We start from the raw sequence: 14387 nt of genomic DNA, 5'->3' as shown, positions 1-14387 counted from the left end.
CCTCAATATGATTTAATCCATGTGATGAATTGACGACAAACTGTTTTAAGCTTTATTGTAGATTTAGTTTATAACAATATTAAACCTTTACCATAGTAAAGCGTTTACAAATATAAAAAATGGAGTCTACCTTGCAACATAAAGCTTACCAACCAGAGAATGCCTTAAAGGGTACTTCGACACCATTAGAAATATCTGCTAATCATGCAGTAAATGGGCATTCTATCAATGATATTCCTGAAAAAATGAGTATCGCTTATTTTGCGATGGGTTGTTTTTGGGGAGTTGAACGTCTGTTTTGGCAACAACAAGGCGTTTACTCAACAAGTGCAGGTTATAGCGGTGGTGTAACAGAAAATCCAACCTACCAACAAGTTTGCCAAGGATTAACGGGTCATAGTGAAGTCGTGAGAGTCGTTTTTGATCCTACAATAATTAGCTACTCACAACTTTTGGCGCTTTTTTGGGAAAATCATAATCCTGCACAGGGTATGCGCCAAGGTAATGATATTGGTAGTCAATATCGCTCGGCAATTTACACCGTTAATGCAGAACAATATGCGCAAGCTATTGAGTCCAAAAAACGTTATCAGCAAGCGATGAATGCTCAAGGTGCTACTGAAGCAATCACCACAGAAATTCAACCTACAGGGCCTTTTTATTTTGCTGAAGATTATCACCAACAATATCTCTATAAAAATCCACAAGGTTATTGTGGCTTAGGGGGAATTGGTATCTGTTTCCCACCTGAAAAGTAAAACTAGCAGAAAATAGCAGGGCGATGATATAATTGCGCCCTCTTATCTTTCTTTGTGAAAAACTTCATCACAATATATTGATTTATCTTCTATTTTTAACACTCTAGTATTACCCTTTGGATTAAATACTTGGGGTGGTGTGAGCCTTATATGCTTAATAGTTTACTCATTGTGCTTTTGCTTTGTGCTATCAGCGCCTTTTTTTCGCTGTCCGAAATCTCTCTTGCTGCTTCTCGTCGAATTAAGCTCAAACAACTTGTTGATGAGGGCAATATCAACGCTGCTCGTGTATTAAAAATGCAAGAAATGCCGGGCATGTTTTTTACCGTCGTACAAATTGGATTAAACGCCGTCGCTATATTAGCGGGTATTGTTGGTGAATCTGCATTTTCGCCTTCATTAAAAAGCTTTTTCCTACAATTTTTTGATGAAGCACTCTCACAACAATTAGGGTCGATTTGCTCTTTTATTATTGTCACATCAATGTTTATTTTACTGGCTGACTTAACGCCAAAACGCATTGGTATGATAAAACCAGAAGCTATCGCATTAAGAATTGTGAATCCAATGCGTTTCTGCCTTGCCTTCTTTCGCCCTTTGGTGTGGTTATTTAACGGTATGGCAGATCTCATTTTCAAATTATTTAAAATCCCGATGGTTAGAAATGAAGATATTACTTCTGATGATATTTTTGCCATTGTAGAAGCGGGGGCTGTTGCTGGGGTTTTACGTAAACAAGAGCATGAGTTGATTGAGAATGTCTTTGAATTAGAATCTCGTACTGTACCATCCGCAATGACACCACGAGAAGATGTGGTCTATTTTGATCGTGAAGAAACTGAAAGTGATATCAAAGAAAAAATTGCTACCCAGCCTCACTCTAAATTTTTAGTTTGTGAAGGCGATATCGACCATATTATTGGTTATGTAGATTCTAAAGAACTTCTTAATCGCGTTATTAACGGGCAAAGCCTAAATCTCAATGAAGGTGTTCATATCCGTAAAGCGTTGATTATTCCTGATACATTAACGCTTTCAGATATGTTAGAAAGCTTTAAAACATCTGGCGAAGACTTTGCCATCATCCTTAATGAATACGCTATGGTGATGGGTGTGATTACATTAAACGATGTAATGACAACTTTAATGGGTGATTTAATTGGACCGGGGCAAGAAGAGCAAATTGTAAGCCGTGATGAGCACTCGTGGTTAGTTGAAGGCGGTACGCCAATTGATGATGTAATGCGTGTACTTGATATCGACGATTTCCCAGATTCAAGTAACTACGAAACCATCGCTGGGTTTATGATGTATCGCTTACGTAAAATTCCCAAACGCACTGATTATGTGAAGTTTTCAGGATACAAATTTGAAGTTGTCGATATTGATAATTACAAAATAGATCAACTGCTTGTGACAAAAATTGATGATATTCCACCTGTGAAGCCTGTTTTACAAGAGCACGTTCCTGTAACACAGACGACCACAACAGAAGTCGATATCAAGACAGATGAGAATAAAACGGTCAGTTAACAAGTAATAGGTAACAAGTAACAAGTTGAAATTAATAACTGAGTCTTATCGAAGGTATGCACGAGAAAGACTCAGTTATCTATCAGATAAAAGTTAGCCCAGTTCTGCTTTCAGTAAAACCACTTGCTGGTTTACTTCACTCATCACATTAAAATGTAGCTTATCTTTTATTTTAGGCAGTAGTATTTTGCCATAATCGAATTCAAATGCACCCATTCCTTTGATGTAAAACCGTCCACGAAATAATGTCTTAACGTAGAGAGCAATTTTTTCAGGGTTATAGCGATTGAAGATTTTCATCTTTCAGTTAGTCTCCCATGCTCGTTGTTGAGTTTAATAAGTCATAAAGACTTATCTTTATATATCAAATTTAAAGACCTAATTATAAGTACTAGGTTCAACTTATTTGATTTTCTTATCTGTTTTTACATTTATTGACAGTAAAGAATATAACTAAAGATAGCGTATGCATTATTTTACTCACTCAATGTTAAATAAATGTATCAGTGATGAGGTATTATTCTTCACTAGCTTCTATGCTTAGATAAAATCTAACGTCGATTTCAATAATAGGACAATGGCTATGCACAAAATAACCTTAGCTGCTCTTTTACTCAGCACATCCACCTGGGCATTTGCACATAACATCACTGAAAATACCGTACTTCCTGCTGTCACAATCAATGACAAAGGCGAGCTACTTTATGACACAACCAAAGATAAGTTTAGCTACCAAAATTGGAATAGTGGTCTGTTTAGTGGAAAAGTACGTACTGTTCAGCATATAGCAGGACGTAGCAAGGCGAAGGAGATGAATGCACCGTTTATTGAAGCCGTAAAACTGGCTAAATTTCCACACTCCAGTTATCAAACTACAACGATTATTAATACTGATGATGCAGTCTTTGGCACAGGTCCATTTGTTCGTGGCAGTGTTGAAGACAGTAAAAAAGAATTTCCTTGGTCACAGTTTATTGTTGATGCCGATGGTGCAGCATTAAAAAGCTGGGGATTAGAGAAAGAGAGTTCAGCTATTGTTGTTTTAGATAAGCAAGGTAAGGTTCGTTTCGTTAAAGAAGGTGTGTTAAGCGGTGCGGAAATTACAACTGCAATCAATCTTATCAACGATTTAATTAAAGAATAATCTCTGTGTTATAGCCCTTTTATATAAAGGGCTACAACCTTATTTGGTCTATTTAAAAAATAGAAACTCTAAATCCTGGGTTTATCAGCGACTCTTTAGCAGAATAATCTAACGTTATTCCTTTCCAATCGGTGACATGTGCGCCGGCGGCAATCGCAATGGCATGACCTGCGGCAGTATCCCATGTGTGTGTTGGTCCAAAGCGAGGATAAAGTTGTGCTTTACCTTCTGCTACAAGACAAAATTTTAAAGAAGAGCCAACTGCCACCGTTTGATGTTCACCAAGTTGAGATAAATACTCTTTTAATTCATCATCTTGATGAGAACGGCTAATCACAATCACTGGCGGTTCAGCACGGCTCGCATGAATAGGTAATTTACGACCACACACTTCTTTCCATGCTTGTTTATTAGCAGCTGCATATAACACATTTTGAACTGGTGCATAGACAACGCCTAAAACGGGAATACCTTTTTCAATTAAGGCGATATTCACCGTAAACTCACCATTTTTGCTGATAAATTCTTTAGTTCCATCTAAAGGATCAATCAACCAATAGCGATCCCAATGACGACGAACTTCCCATTCAGGGGGATCTTCTTCAGATAATTGAGGTATATCAGGGGCAATAGAAGCAAGTCCTTGTTTGATAATTTGGTGAGCGGCCAAATCAGCCTCTGTGACAGGTGAATTATCGCTTTTTTCCTGTACTTGGATAGGCTCTGATTGCTGGTAGATTTGCATTATCGCCATACCTGCTTGGCGGGCTAATTTGCTGACTTGTTCTAACATCATACACCTCTCTTATTTCTATAAGCAGATAACTTCTCTTATAAAAATTAATTACCCTACTGTCTCTTTATTTTAGTATAGAGACAAAAATAGCTGGCAAAAACCAGCTATTTTTTACTCTAATTTGCCGCAGAATAAGAAATTATAAAATTTCTAATAATTCTACTTCAAATACTAATGTCGCGAATGGAGGAATAGCCGCACCCGCACCACGTTCGCCATAAGCTAATTGGTAAGGAATATATAATTCCCATTTTGAGCCTACTGGCATTAATGTTAATGCTTCAATCCAGCCTGCGATAACGCCATTTACTGGGAATTCAGCAGGTTGACCGCGCTGAACTGAGCTATCAAACACAGTACCATCAATTAAACGCCCTGTGTAATGAACACGAACATGATCAGTACGCGCAGGGATTGCACCTTCGCCCGCAGTCAGGACTTTGTACTGTAAACCTGATTCTGTAACTTGAACGCCTTCATTTTTCACATTTTCTTCTAAGAAAACTTTACCAGCATCAGCCAGTTCTGCTTGGCGTTCTTGACGCACAGCTTCAGCACGCTCGTGCATAGTACGTAAGGCATTGTGTAATGTTTCAACAGGTACAGAAGGCGCATTACCTTCTAATGCATCGGTCAAGCCAGCTAACAGTGCTGCTGGCTCTAATCCTTGAAGACCTGACTCAGTCAGTTGTTGACCGACTTGCAGACCAATACCGTAACTTGCCTGTGATTCAATAGAATCAAATGATGGTTTTGACATGAAAAATACCTGTTTTTTATGAAAGTTAAATCCAAGAATAACAGTGGTAAGGTACAGCGTAAACCTTCAGCCTTGAGATTCATTAAAAACGTAAGCAATTGACTCTATTCACCGCGTTTTAACGTTTTTTTATTGGCATTTGTCATACTTATTTTCACAACATCACAACACAGGCATATAATTACAAATAGGCACTAAACTGCCTAGCCTTATAAATATCAATATATAATGTGTTCAGAGAGGTATTAAGTGAAGATAACGACAAATCCCTATTTCCGCGAACAAGGCTATATTGATGGTCTTTGGTGTAATGCTAAAAATAACGAAACCGTTGATGTTATCGATCCTGCCACGGGTACTTTGCTCGGTACTGTACCCAATATGGCAACTCAAGAAGCAATAATGGCTGTTGATGCTGCACAAAAAGCCTTACCAAAATGGCGCGCACTTACAGCACATCAGCGCGGAGCGTTATTGCAAAACTGGTTTAGATTAATCACTGAAAATAAAAGAAAATTGGCTGAACTAATGACCTTTGAGCAAGGTAAACCTGTTGCTGAAGCAGAGGGTGAAATTACTTATGCGGCTTCTTTTATCGAGTGGTTTGCAGAACAAGGAAAGAGAACCAACGGTGAAATTATTCCCTCACCTTCTGCTGACAAACGTTTGATGGTGATTAAACAAGGTATTGGTGTTTGTGCTGCTATTACACCTTGGAACTTCCCAGCAGCGATGATCACCCGCAAAGCCGCTCCAGCATTAGCTGCGGGTTGTACGATGGTGATTAAACCTGCCAATGAAACACCTTACACCGCATTAGCTTTAGCGGAATTAGCGGCTCAAGCTGGTATTCCTGCGGGTGTGATTAATATTGTTACAGGTGATGCCATTAAAATTGGCGAAGTCTTTACCTCTGATAACCGTGTTCGCAAATTAAGTTTTACTGGCTCGACAGGTGTTGGACGTTTATTAATGCGCCAATGTTCTGATAGCGTAAAAAAAGTCTCTTTAGAATTGGGCGGCAATGCGCCATTTATCGTGTTTAACGATGCCGATATTGATAAAGCCGTTGAAGGGGCTATGGGCGCTAAATTCCGCAATGCAGGGCAAACCTGTGTTTGTGCTAACCGTTTTTATATTCATAAAGATGTTTACCAACAATTTAGTGAACGTTTTGTTGCTGCTGTCAAAAAGCTCAAAGTAGGAAACGGTTTTAAAGAAGGTGTCACTATTGGACCTCTTATTAATCGCAAAGCAGTTGAAAAATCACAATCTTTACTGGCTGACACACTAAAACGCGGTGCGACACTACTTTGTGGTGGTGAAAGTGATAAAGCGGGTGAAAACTTCTTCCAGCCTACTGTTGTGGGTAATGTACCTGCCGATAGCCATATCCTTGAAGAAGAGATCTTTGGCCCTGTAGCACCTTTAGTTATCTTTGAAAATGAAGATGAAGTAGTACATTTAGCCAATAACACTATTTATGGTTTAGCGGCTTATTTTTATAGTGAAAATCCACAGCGTATTTGGCGTGTTGCTGAAAATTTAGAATACGGCATGGTGGGCATTAATACGGGTTTAATTTCTAATGAAGTTGCGCCATTTGGAGGAATTAAACAATCAGGTTTAGGTCGTGAAGGCTCTGAACACGGTATTGAAGACTATATGGAGATGAAGTATCTCTGCCAAGGATTATAAATAATCGTTAACCCAACTTATAAAAGTAAGTCAGCATGGATGCTACTACTTTTTTCTTACTCTTTTTTCTTATTATTTTCTCTTATTATCTAAAAAAATTAAAATCCCTTATTTAACAAAAAGATAAAAAATAGAATTTATATATCCTTAATCTATTTATTACTAATATAAAAATAAAAACAACTTCTCTTATAAGAGTGGATATTATTTCTTTAAATAAAATTAAAAAGATAAAGAAAATAAATACCATAACAATCAAAATAATCATCATAAAATATGAAATAATAAGAAATAAAAACCCATATAGCATTAAGCTAATTTTTTAATTGGTTAATCTAATAACGAATATTTTTAATTGCATAAAACTATAAATTTTATTAATCTAATCCAAATTTATAAAAAAAGGATCTTTTTATATGGGCTATATATACGATACCACCGTTATTGATTGGGATAGAGAAGAACAATACAACAATAAGAAAAGAATTGAACGGATCCTTAATGATACCGAAGATGATGAAAATGTTGCAGCACTTATCACCATTGAAGAAGCTGATTATGTTCTAAAAAACTTATCTACCCCAACACCTTATAAATCATCGAAAGACACTTTATTTAGTGTTGGTGATATTGTTTCATCATATTCTGGAAATATCTATGAATTATATAGAGTTGAAAGGATTATTAATGAGTTTAGAAATATTAATATCACAGCGACTGAATATGTAGGTAAAAATGGAAATGTCTATATAAGAATTTCAGGTCATGCGGGCGTTAGAACTTATTTAAATGCAACTCGATACTTAGCAAATAATCCTCGTATTATATATATGGGGGTAGGAACCCAAGGAATGAATTCAGTTTCAACTGGGGGAGCACGTTTTGCAATTGTCTTTTCAGCAGCTTATAGAATTGTAGAGCTAATATTTAGAGATGAATATGATCTCACCAATTTTTTCGTAAATATAACGATGGATATGGCAAAATTGGCTATTAGTATGCAAATGACAACTTTACTCACGGGTAGCTTAGTAACAGCTGCATTAGCAGGAGGAACAAGTATTATAGTCGTTACTTTAGGTGTATTTATTGTGGGTCTAGTGGTAGCGATTGCCCTATATAAATTAGATGATGAATTTAAGATAAGTGAAACCATAATTAAAAATCTAAAATCTTATCGAGACAAAAAACCTGAAACACCTTATCATCCTGATCAATTTTTTACACAATGGGGAAGACTTAGCCGTGGATAAAATAAAAAAAATAGAAATAAAACCGGTTAATTTAATACTATCTTCTCTATGTATTTTACTCTTATCGTTTTTTGGACTTTATTACTCAATAATTAATTATATAGATTACTTTTTAATGAAAGACAGAATAGCATTCTCATTTCAGACCGGATTACTCTGCTTTGGGGTTCCTTTAACTTTTTATTTTTCATATTATGGTTTTCTTTGTGCATATAAGAAAAAAATACAAAAAATGAATAATAAAATCGCCGGTTATCTTGCTATTATTGCAATAGCTGGAATTGTTTTTAGTTTCTTTTTTTCATTTTATGTCAGATATGATTTAGTCTCTAAGGGATATTATATTTGCTATAAACAATCAATCTTTGCACCAAGCGAATATGTTATATCAAAAGATATGTGTAAATAGCACATATCTTTTAATTATGTTGTAAATCCTACTTAATCATATCACTATTAATACTGTAACTAGAGGTATTACCGACTAAATGATTTCTTGAGATTGAAGTATATTTCATTTGAATACGCTGATATGGCATTGATTCATTATCATTTATTGAATCAGGGAAAATATCAGAAACTTCAATTAGAGAAACTTCTGTCAGTTTAATTTCATAATATTTTTCAAGTTGCCCATGTTGGCTTGTTCTATAAAAAGTGAATGTTGCTTCTAATACCTCATTGTTATCTAGGGCTGTTGAAAGTAGTGGTGATGATTTATCTATGGGTTTAGTAAATATAACCGGTTGATAAGATGCATTTTGTGTACGAAAAGAACCATTATTTAAACTAATCACTTGAATTTCATCCTCATGATTAAGTTGATAACGGTTTCCTATCGAATCAAGAGATGAACAACCAACAGAAATTAACCCTTGGACTTTCCCTTTTAAAGTTAAATAAATAGGATATGCCATAAAAATTCCTTTTAAAAAAATTAATTAAATATTAGGTAATAAAAAATGAATAGACTTAGTTTAATATATCACTAAATAAATATGAGTATACTTACTAATTAAATAACTTTCACATGAATTATTTTATTATTCTCTTTAGACCACATAATTAATTAAAAAAATCTAGCATTCCTTTGCTAAAGATTTTTTATTATTTTATTTTCTATTTATTTTACTTAAATCAGTGATAAAGCATTTCATGAACAATATCATCTGCTTTCATGGAATAAGGATAATACGTTGGCCAGTTACTTAGTTCTTTAAGTAATTCATCTTGCGATATATTGCCCATATATAAATGGAAGTGCCCTGCTTTCTCTGGCGCAATAATATGGTCGCTAAATTGAATAAATTTAGGTGCTTGGCTTTTAGCATCATCACAGCGGAAAAGATAACGTACACCTTTTTTACCAGACTCATAATGTAGAATACGATAACCATCATAGTGATATTCACAGCTATCGACGTTCTCGCCTCTATGGAACTCAATAATATTGTTTTCAATACCAACCATATCCACATCAGTTTTATAGCCTTGTGCGTAATAGGCTCGGTACTCTTCAACCGTTTTATCTTTTTTCGTTTCTGCTTTCTTTTGTAAAACCTCATCTAGCTCGCCACTCACCAGATAAGGCTCTACAGATTGCCATACGCCATCCCAATCACTAAGCTGGCGATTGAGAACGTCCTTGTCCTCAAAAATCCCATTCGCTGCATCTCGCTGTGCTTGTGTTTGTACTTTTTCATGATGGTGGCTATGTGCTAAAACAGACATTGCACTACCCAATAATCCCATGATTAAAATACAAGAAAGAACTGGCTTTTGCATAATTTCACCCCTGAACCGCTTTAAAACGTGGATTTGATTTACAAATCACATAAAGGCGACCACGGCGACGCACCACCTTACAATCTGGATGACGTTGTTTAGCGCTTTTTAATGAACTTAATACCTGCATTTTTTCTTCCTTACTTAATAAATTGACCAAAACGTTTATTAAAGCGTGCCACATTACCTTCTTGAGAATGTGTCTTCTGCTTACCGGTATAAAATGGGTGTGATTGAGAGGAGACATCTAATGTCACATAAGGGTATGTTTGCCCTTCATACTCTATTGTCTTTTCCGTTTGGATGGTTGAACCCACTTTAAAATAAGCATCTGCGCTGGTGTCATGGAAAATCACTGTTCGATATTGAGGGTGGATACCTAGTTTCATAATAAACCTCATTTTATTTGCAATGTTATAATATAACAATTTGGAATTGCGCTAATGTACCCCTTTTTAATTTTATTGACCAGTTTTTTTTGATTTGTTTTTTTGATCTTAAGAAGGGAGGAATTTTGAGGTGGGAATTTTTTTAGTGATATAAGTGGATTTTCTGGCTTTTTTTATCCAGCCCTCCTATTTTCCGCTAAAGTTATACTAAGACGGCAAAACAAATAGGATTTATTATGACTAATTGGCGCAATAAGCTTTTCAGTAAGTCACCTTTGTCTATCGATCTCACAGTAGACTTTCCTAACGTTTACTCGTCTTCTGCGCCTTCAATTTTTTCACAATTAAGACCTTATGAAATAGGTGATACACCATTACCTGATGAATTAAATCTATTGTCAGACGCACATCTAAAAGTAAAACCTGATAATTCAATACCTTTTAGTTGGTCAGCTGGCGCTCGTGAAGGTATTATTTTGCACCAACGAATAGGTCGAGCCATTGAGCAACTACCTTCTCAAAAAGCATGTGAGGAATTTGCCTTATCACTCTATCATGCAATAAAACATCTCGTTCTTTTGCCTGATAAAGAGCATATTGATTCTTTTTATTCCATGGCCTGCCAAGATAAACTCGCGCCTATTACCTATCTTCCACATCTGATAAAGAAAATAGAACAAGATGAAACATTGATTAATCATGAGGTCTATTTTCAATTCATCTTGTGGATCTTGAAGTCAAGCCCTGATAAAAATCCGATCAAAATTGCATTAGGGCTATTAGGTACATTTAGCGATAGTCCTTCTCAACGTTTACTTTTATTGTTTGCCCTTCACCCTGAATTTACACTTTATGCTATTCGTTCGCTGAAACAGCGCCTTTCTTGTGAAGAATTGGAGCCTTTTTTATATTCCCTAGGTCAACGAACAAAAGGCTGGGGACGTATCCAATTTATCGAATATCTGCCTTCAACATTGTCTATTAATAATCGTTATTGGCTGCTGACTGAAGGGTATAAAAATAACGTAATGACAGAATATGTGGCCTATGACTGCGTCACAAAAGGCGCATTATTAGAGATGTTGAATACGCATCCTTTAGATAATGAGTTACTGCTTGGTTGTAGTGATCTTTTACGCGCACTGCTTAATGGGGGTCCTACAAAAGATATCTATGATTATGTAGAAGGCGTCCAAGCGTGTAATACTTTTATTTCACAAGTTGATTCTTTGCCACCCAAAGAATTAAAACTTCTTTATTGCGTCTGTGAAATCGCCGACTTTGTTCAAAATAGTGGTGAAGATTGGTTATTACTCGAGTCTCTCGGCTGGGACGATCAATACCAACAACAAATTATCTCCACTTCACAAAATATTATTCAAAAACCAGAATGGTCGATACTCATTATCGAAGCATTACAAAACTCTTCTCGCTCAAAAAGTTACCAAGCAAGCCTTGTTGCTAAATCTCTTCGCCTTGATATTTGGGAATTGCTCTTTTCACTACAAAAAGATAATCCCAATGCGGATTGGTGGCACCAATTAATGCAAACGGATGCTTCTCATAAAATAGAAAGAGTAGTTAAACTTGCAGAACAACAAATTGAATTAACAGAATTCGATAGCACAGATGATCCATTAATAACTACCTACTCTGAATATCAGCCCCATCATGCCGTTGAATATATTATGCAAGATCTTGGTGGTTTTCCTGGTATCGGCTGGTCACTGATCAAAAGGCAATTACGCAGCCCGACATTGCGTGATAGAAATATGGCGCTGAATGTTCTTTCAACATGGTCTGACACATTATTGCCTCATGATCTTTACGGTGAATTAACGCAGGCTTTAACCATAGAAACAGATAAAAATGCGTATCAACGTATGAAACTCTTTTTAGTTAACCATCAAGGGAATAAATAACATTAACGGTTAGAGCGAATAGATAATTCTGAAAAGAATTCAGGGAGCAAGTTAGGATCATGGTTCGTGCTAGTATGGCTACAAGAAATAAAAAAGATGTTACAGCAATTCATAATACTGATTCACAGATCAATAATGAGGTGAATATGGGCAAATTCCCTGGCTTACATCGTCGAGCAATACTGGTTATTGCTATTGCTTTATTGGTCGTGTTTTTTTGGCCGACAAGTGAAAACACCAGTGAGCCACCTCAGCCATCATCATCAACGCATGATCTTCCTGTGCCAATAGCATCTACCAATAATCCGGCGTATCAAACACCGATCCCTCAAGCACAAGATAGTTTAAATGCCGAATCTGGGGCTTCTCCATCAATAGAGGAGCCAATGACAAATGATCCTGAGGGCAATATTGCTCAAACAGCACCGCAACAAAACACGCAATCAACACCAGCGCAAACATGGCAAACTTATACCATTAAAGAGGGACAGACCTTAGCGCAACTTTTTAGAGACAATCAACTTCCTGTCAATGATGCATTCTCTATGGCGAAATCAGAAGATCAGCAAAAATCATTAAGCCAATTACGCTCTGGGCAAACTATTCGTTTACAGCGTAATCCACAAGGTGATGTCAGTATGCTAGAAGTGACAAATAGCGCCGGTACTGTTATCACTTACACTCGTTTGAGTGATGGAAGTTATTACCGTACACCATAGTAAGAAAAGCATTTATTTATCCCAAAAAAAAACGCCAGCTAAGCTGGCGTTTTTCTTTATCAACATTAACTGTTTAATCAGAGATTATTCAGCAACGATGATAACATTCAGTTCAGCGAATACGTCACTGTGAACTTGGAAGTGAACTTCGTGGTCACCAGTAGTACGCAGAACGCCATTTGGCAGGCGAACTTCGCTCTTACACATTTCAACGCCAGCTGCAGTTACAGCATCAGCGATGTCACGAGTACCGATTGAACCAAACAGTTTACCTTCGTCACCCGCTTTAGAGCTGATAGTGACAGAACCCAGTGCATTGATCTTCGCTGCACGAGCTTCAGCTGCTGCTAAAGTTTCAGCTAATTTAGCTTCTAACTCAGCACGACGCGCTTCGAAAAACTCGATGTTTTTCTTAGTCGCAGAAACAGCTTTACCCTGTGGGATTAAATAGTTACGAGCATAGCCCGATTTTACGTTAACCTGATCACCCAGGCTACCCAGATTCGCTACTTTATCAAGCAGAATAATTTGCATTACCTTATCCTCTACAAGTCATTAATGGACTATATACCTATTACTGATGACGATCAGTATAAGGTAATAAAGACAGGTAGCGTGCGCGCTTGATAGCACGAGCCAGCTGACGCTGGTATTTTGCACGAGTACCGGTGATACGACTTGGTACAATTTTACCACTTTCAGTGATATAGTTTTTCAGCGTAGCGATATCTTTATAATCGATCTCTTGTACGCCTTCTGCTGTGAAACGGCAGAACTTACGACGACGGAAATAACGTGCCATATGGCTAGTCTCCAGAATCTATCAATTCAATCTGCTCGGCATGAAGCACCAATTTAAACAATCCATTTCGCGCCTGATGGCTACTAATGAATCCAGAAACGGTGATTTGGCTGCCGACCGTTATACTGTGAGTAACTGCTTGTAACGCTTTCCCGCTAGCAATAATGGGCATTCGGCACCATGATTGTCTTTTTAATCCCGCCTCTTCTTGTATTGAACGATGTTCAATAACAAATTGACAGTGCGGGATCCCAGCGGGGCTAATTTTTCGAATTAATGCCTTGCACACTGTGCCTGTTAGCACCAAATGATTATTAGCCGTCACAGCACTAATTACTCTTCAGAATCCTCTGCTACATCATCAACTTCATCTTCATCAAGGTCATCAGCGATATCACGACGGCGTTCGTCTTTTGCTTTAACCATTGGAGAAGCTTCAGTTACTGCGTGTTTAGTACGCATAATCATGTTGCGGAGAACGGCATCGTTGAAACGGAAAGTAGTTTCCAGTTCATCAATCACTTCCTGCGGAGCTTCAACGTTCATCAGAACGTAGTGTGCTTTGTGCAGTTTGTTGATTGGATAAGCTAATTGACGACGACCCCAGTCTTCTAGACGGTGGATCTGACCATTTGCATTAGTGATAGCGGTTTTATAACGCTCGATCATGCCCGGAACTTGTTCGCTCTGGTCAGGATGAACCATAAAAACGATTTCGTAATGACGCATTTGATATTGCTCCTTACGGATTTATCAGCCTCCTGTCAGGGTCAGTCACCACCCATGGAGGCAAGGAACTTGTTTAAGTTGTGACTGAAAAAATTGACG

At 37.1% G+C, this 14387-nt stretch carries 19 protein-coding genes; 8 read left to right on the top strand and 11 right to left on the bottom strand.

Annotation, left to right across the window (positions count from 1 at the left end):
• Nucleotides 1-119 precede the first annotated feature (119 nt).
• Nucleotides 120-758, top strand: coding sequence for a peptide-methionine (S)-S-oxide reductase MsrA (gene msrA, locus QQS39_RS01550; RefSeq protein ID WP_151434011.1), 639 nt, complete (start codon nucleotides 120-122; stop codon nucleotides 756-758).
• Between the two features lie 150 nt (nucleotides 759-908).
• Nucleotides 909-2291 carry a polyamine export protein PaeA gene (gene paeA, locus QQS39_RS01545; protein ID WP_151434010.1) on the top strand — a complete coding sequence of 461 codons (1383 nt, stop codon included), beginning with the start codon at nucleotides 909-911 and terminating at the stop codon, nucleotides 2289-2291.
• A gap of 93 nt (nucleotides 2292-2384) precedes the next feature.
• On the opposite strand, the gene QQS39_RS01540 is transcribed toward paeA, so the two are convergent.
• The gene (locus QQS39_RS01540; protein WP_100159789.1) at nucleotides 2385-2591 is read right to left on the bottom strand and encodes a DUF1107 domain-containing protein; all 207 of its coding nucleotides are present in this window, start codon (nucleotides 2589-2591) and stop codon (nucleotides 2385-2387) included.
• A 283-nt stretch (nucleotides 2592-2874) separates the two neighbouring features.
• On the opposite strand from QQS39_RS01540, the gene QQS39_RS01535 reads away from it, so the two are divergent.
• Nucleotides 2875-3435, top strand: a complete 561-nt coding sequence (locus QQS39_RS01535; protein WP_285805264.1) for a YtfJ family protein — start codon at nucleotides 2875-2877, stop codon at nucleotides 3433-3435.
• Between the two features lie 52 nt (nucleotides 3436-3487).
• Here QQS39_RS01535 and cysQ read toward each other — a convergent pair whose 3' ends face one another.
• A complete protein-coding gene (cysQ, locus tag QQS39_RS01530; RefSeq protein ID WP_196735889.1) occupies nucleotides 3488-4228 on the bottom strand; it encodes a 3'(2'),5'-bisphosphate nucleotidase CysQ in 741 nt (246 codons plus the stop codon).
• A 142-nt stretch (nucleotides 4229-4370) separates the two neighbouring features.
• Entirely contained in the window at nucleotides 4371-4991 is a 621-nt protein-coding gene (bamJ, locus tag QQS39_RS01525) for a BamJ family beta-barrel-assembly machinery protein (protein ID WP_006535733.1), read from the bottom strand.
• A gap of 249 nt (nucleotides 4992-5240) precedes the next feature.
• On the opposite strand from bamJ, the gene QQS39_RS01520 reads away from it, so the two are divergent.
• The 3 genes from QQS39_RS01520 to QQS39_RS01510 all read left to right on the top strand — a co-directional run bounded on the left by QQS39_RS01520 (nucleotide 5241) and on the right by QQS39_RS01510 (nucleotide 8351).
• Complete coding sequence (locus tag QQS39_RS01520) at nucleotides 5241-6689, top strand: NAD-dependent succinate-semialdehyde dehydrogenase (protein WP_285805263.1); 1449 nt, start codon at nucleotides 5241-5243, stop codon at nucleotides 6687-6689.
• Nucleotides 6690-7105: 416 nt separating this feature from the next.
• Nucleotides 7106-7942: a hypothetical protein gene (locus QQS39_RS01515; protein WP_285805262.1), complete on the top strand. Its 837-nt coding sequence runs from the start codon at nucleotides 7106-7108 to the stop codon at nucleotides 7940-7942.
• On the top strand, nucleotides 7935-8351 hold the full coding sequence (locus QQS39_RS01510; RefSeq protein ID WP_285805261.1) for a DUF1240 domain-containing protein: 417 nt from the start codon (nucleotides 7935-7937) through the stop codon (nucleotides 8349-8351). The genes QQS39_RS01515 and QQS39_RS01510 overlap by 8 nt, the downstream gene beginning before the upstream one ends.
• Before the next feature lie 28 nt (nucleotides 8352-8379).
• On the opposite strand, the gene QQS39_RS01505 is transcribed toward QQS39_RS01510, so the two are convergent.
• The 4 genes from QQS39_RS01505 to QQS39_RS01490 all read right to left on the bottom strand — a co-directional run bounded on the left by QQS39_RS01505 (nucleotide 8380) and on the right by QQS39_RS01490 (nucleotide 10116).
• Nucleotides 8380-8859, bottom strand: a complete 480-nt coding sequence (locus tag QQS39_RS01505; RefSeq protein WP_023583601.1) for an Hcp family type VI secretion system effector — start codon at nucleotides 8857-8859, stop codon at nucleotides 8380-8382.
• 220 nt (nucleotides 8860-9079) lie between these two features.
• Complete coding sequence (zinT, locus tag QQS39_RS01500) at nucleotides 9080-9727, bottom strand: metal-binding protein ZinT (protein ID WP_196571618.1); 648 nt, start codon at nucleotides 9725-9727, stop codon at nucleotides 9080-9082.
• Between the two features lie 4 nt (nucleotides 9728-9731).
• Nucleotides 9732-9857, bottom strand: coding sequence for a type B 50S ribosomal protein L36 (ykgO, locus tag QQS39_RS01495; RefSeq protein WP_006535739.1), 126 nt, complete (start codon nucleotides 9855-9857; stop codon nucleotides 9732-9734).
• 10 nt (nucleotides 9858-9867) lie between these two features.
• The gene (locus tag QQS39_RS01490) at nucleotides 9868-10116 is read right to left on the bottom strand and encodes a type B 50S ribosomal protein L31 (RefSeq protein WP_023583603.1); all 249 of its coding nucleotides are present in this window, start codon (nucleotides 10114-10116) and stop codon (nucleotides 9868-9870) included.
• A gap of 236 nt (nucleotides 10117-10352) precedes the next feature.
• Between QQS39_RS01490 and QQS39_RS01485 the strand changes: the two genes are divergently transcribed.
• Nucleotides 10353-12038: a hypothetical protein gene (locus tag QQS39_RS01485; RefSeq protein WP_285805260.1), complete on the top strand. Its 1686-nt coding sequence runs from the start codon at nucleotides 10353-10355 to the stop codon at nucleotides 12036-12038.
• Nucleotides 12039-12112: 74 nt separating this feature from the next.
• Entirely contained in the window at nucleotides 12113-12757 is a 645-nt protein-coding gene (locus tag QQS39_RS01480; RefSeq protein WP_285805259.1) for a LysM-like peptidoglycan-binding domain-containing protein, read from the top strand.
• A gap of 84 nt (nucleotides 12758-12841) precedes the next feature.
• On the opposite strand, the gene rplI is transcribed toward QQS39_RS01480, so the two are convergent.
• Genes rplI through rpsF form a run of 4 tightly spaced genes read right to left on the bottom strand, consistent with a single transcriptional unit; the run spans nucleotide 12842 to nucleotide 14288 of the window.
• Nucleotides 12842-13291, bottom strand: coding sequence for a 50S ribosomal protein L9 (gene rplI / locus QQS39_RS01475; RefSeq protein WP_023583606.1), 450 nt, complete (start codon nucleotides 13289-13291; stop codon nucleotides 12842-12844).
• A 40-nt stretch (nucleotides 13292-13331) separates the two neighbouring features.
• Nucleotides 13332-13559, bottom strand: coding sequence for a 30S ribosomal protein S18 (gene rpsR, locus QQS39_RS01470; protein WP_000135199.1), 228 nt, complete (start codon nucleotides 13557-13559; stop codon nucleotides 13332-13334).
• Nucleotides 13560-13563: 4 nt separating this feature from the next.
• A complete protein-coding gene (gene priB / locus QQS39_RS01465) occupies nucleotides 13564-13884 on the bottom strand; it encodes a primosomal replication protein N (protein ID WP_151436696.1) in 321 nt (106 codons plus the stop codon).
• A gap of 8 nt (nucleotides 13885-13892) precedes the next feature.
• Nucleotides 13893-14288, bottom strand: a complete 396-nt coding sequence (rpsF, locus tag QQS39_RS01460) for a 30S ribosomal protein S6 (RefSeq protein WP_151436695.1) — start codon at nucleotides 14286-14288, stop codon at nucleotides 13893-13895.
• Between the last annotated feature and the right edge of the window lie 99 nt (nucleotides 14289-14387).

The sequence above is a fragment of the Proteus appendicitidis genome (assembly GCF_030271835.1).
GTDB classification, from domain to species: domain Bacteria; phylum Pseudomonadota; class Gammaproteobacteria; order Enterobacterales; family Enterobacteriaceae; genus Proteus; species Proteus appendicitidis.
Note: the sequence above shows the minus strand (reverse complement) of the source record. Positions and strands in the feature narration are given on the sequence as shown.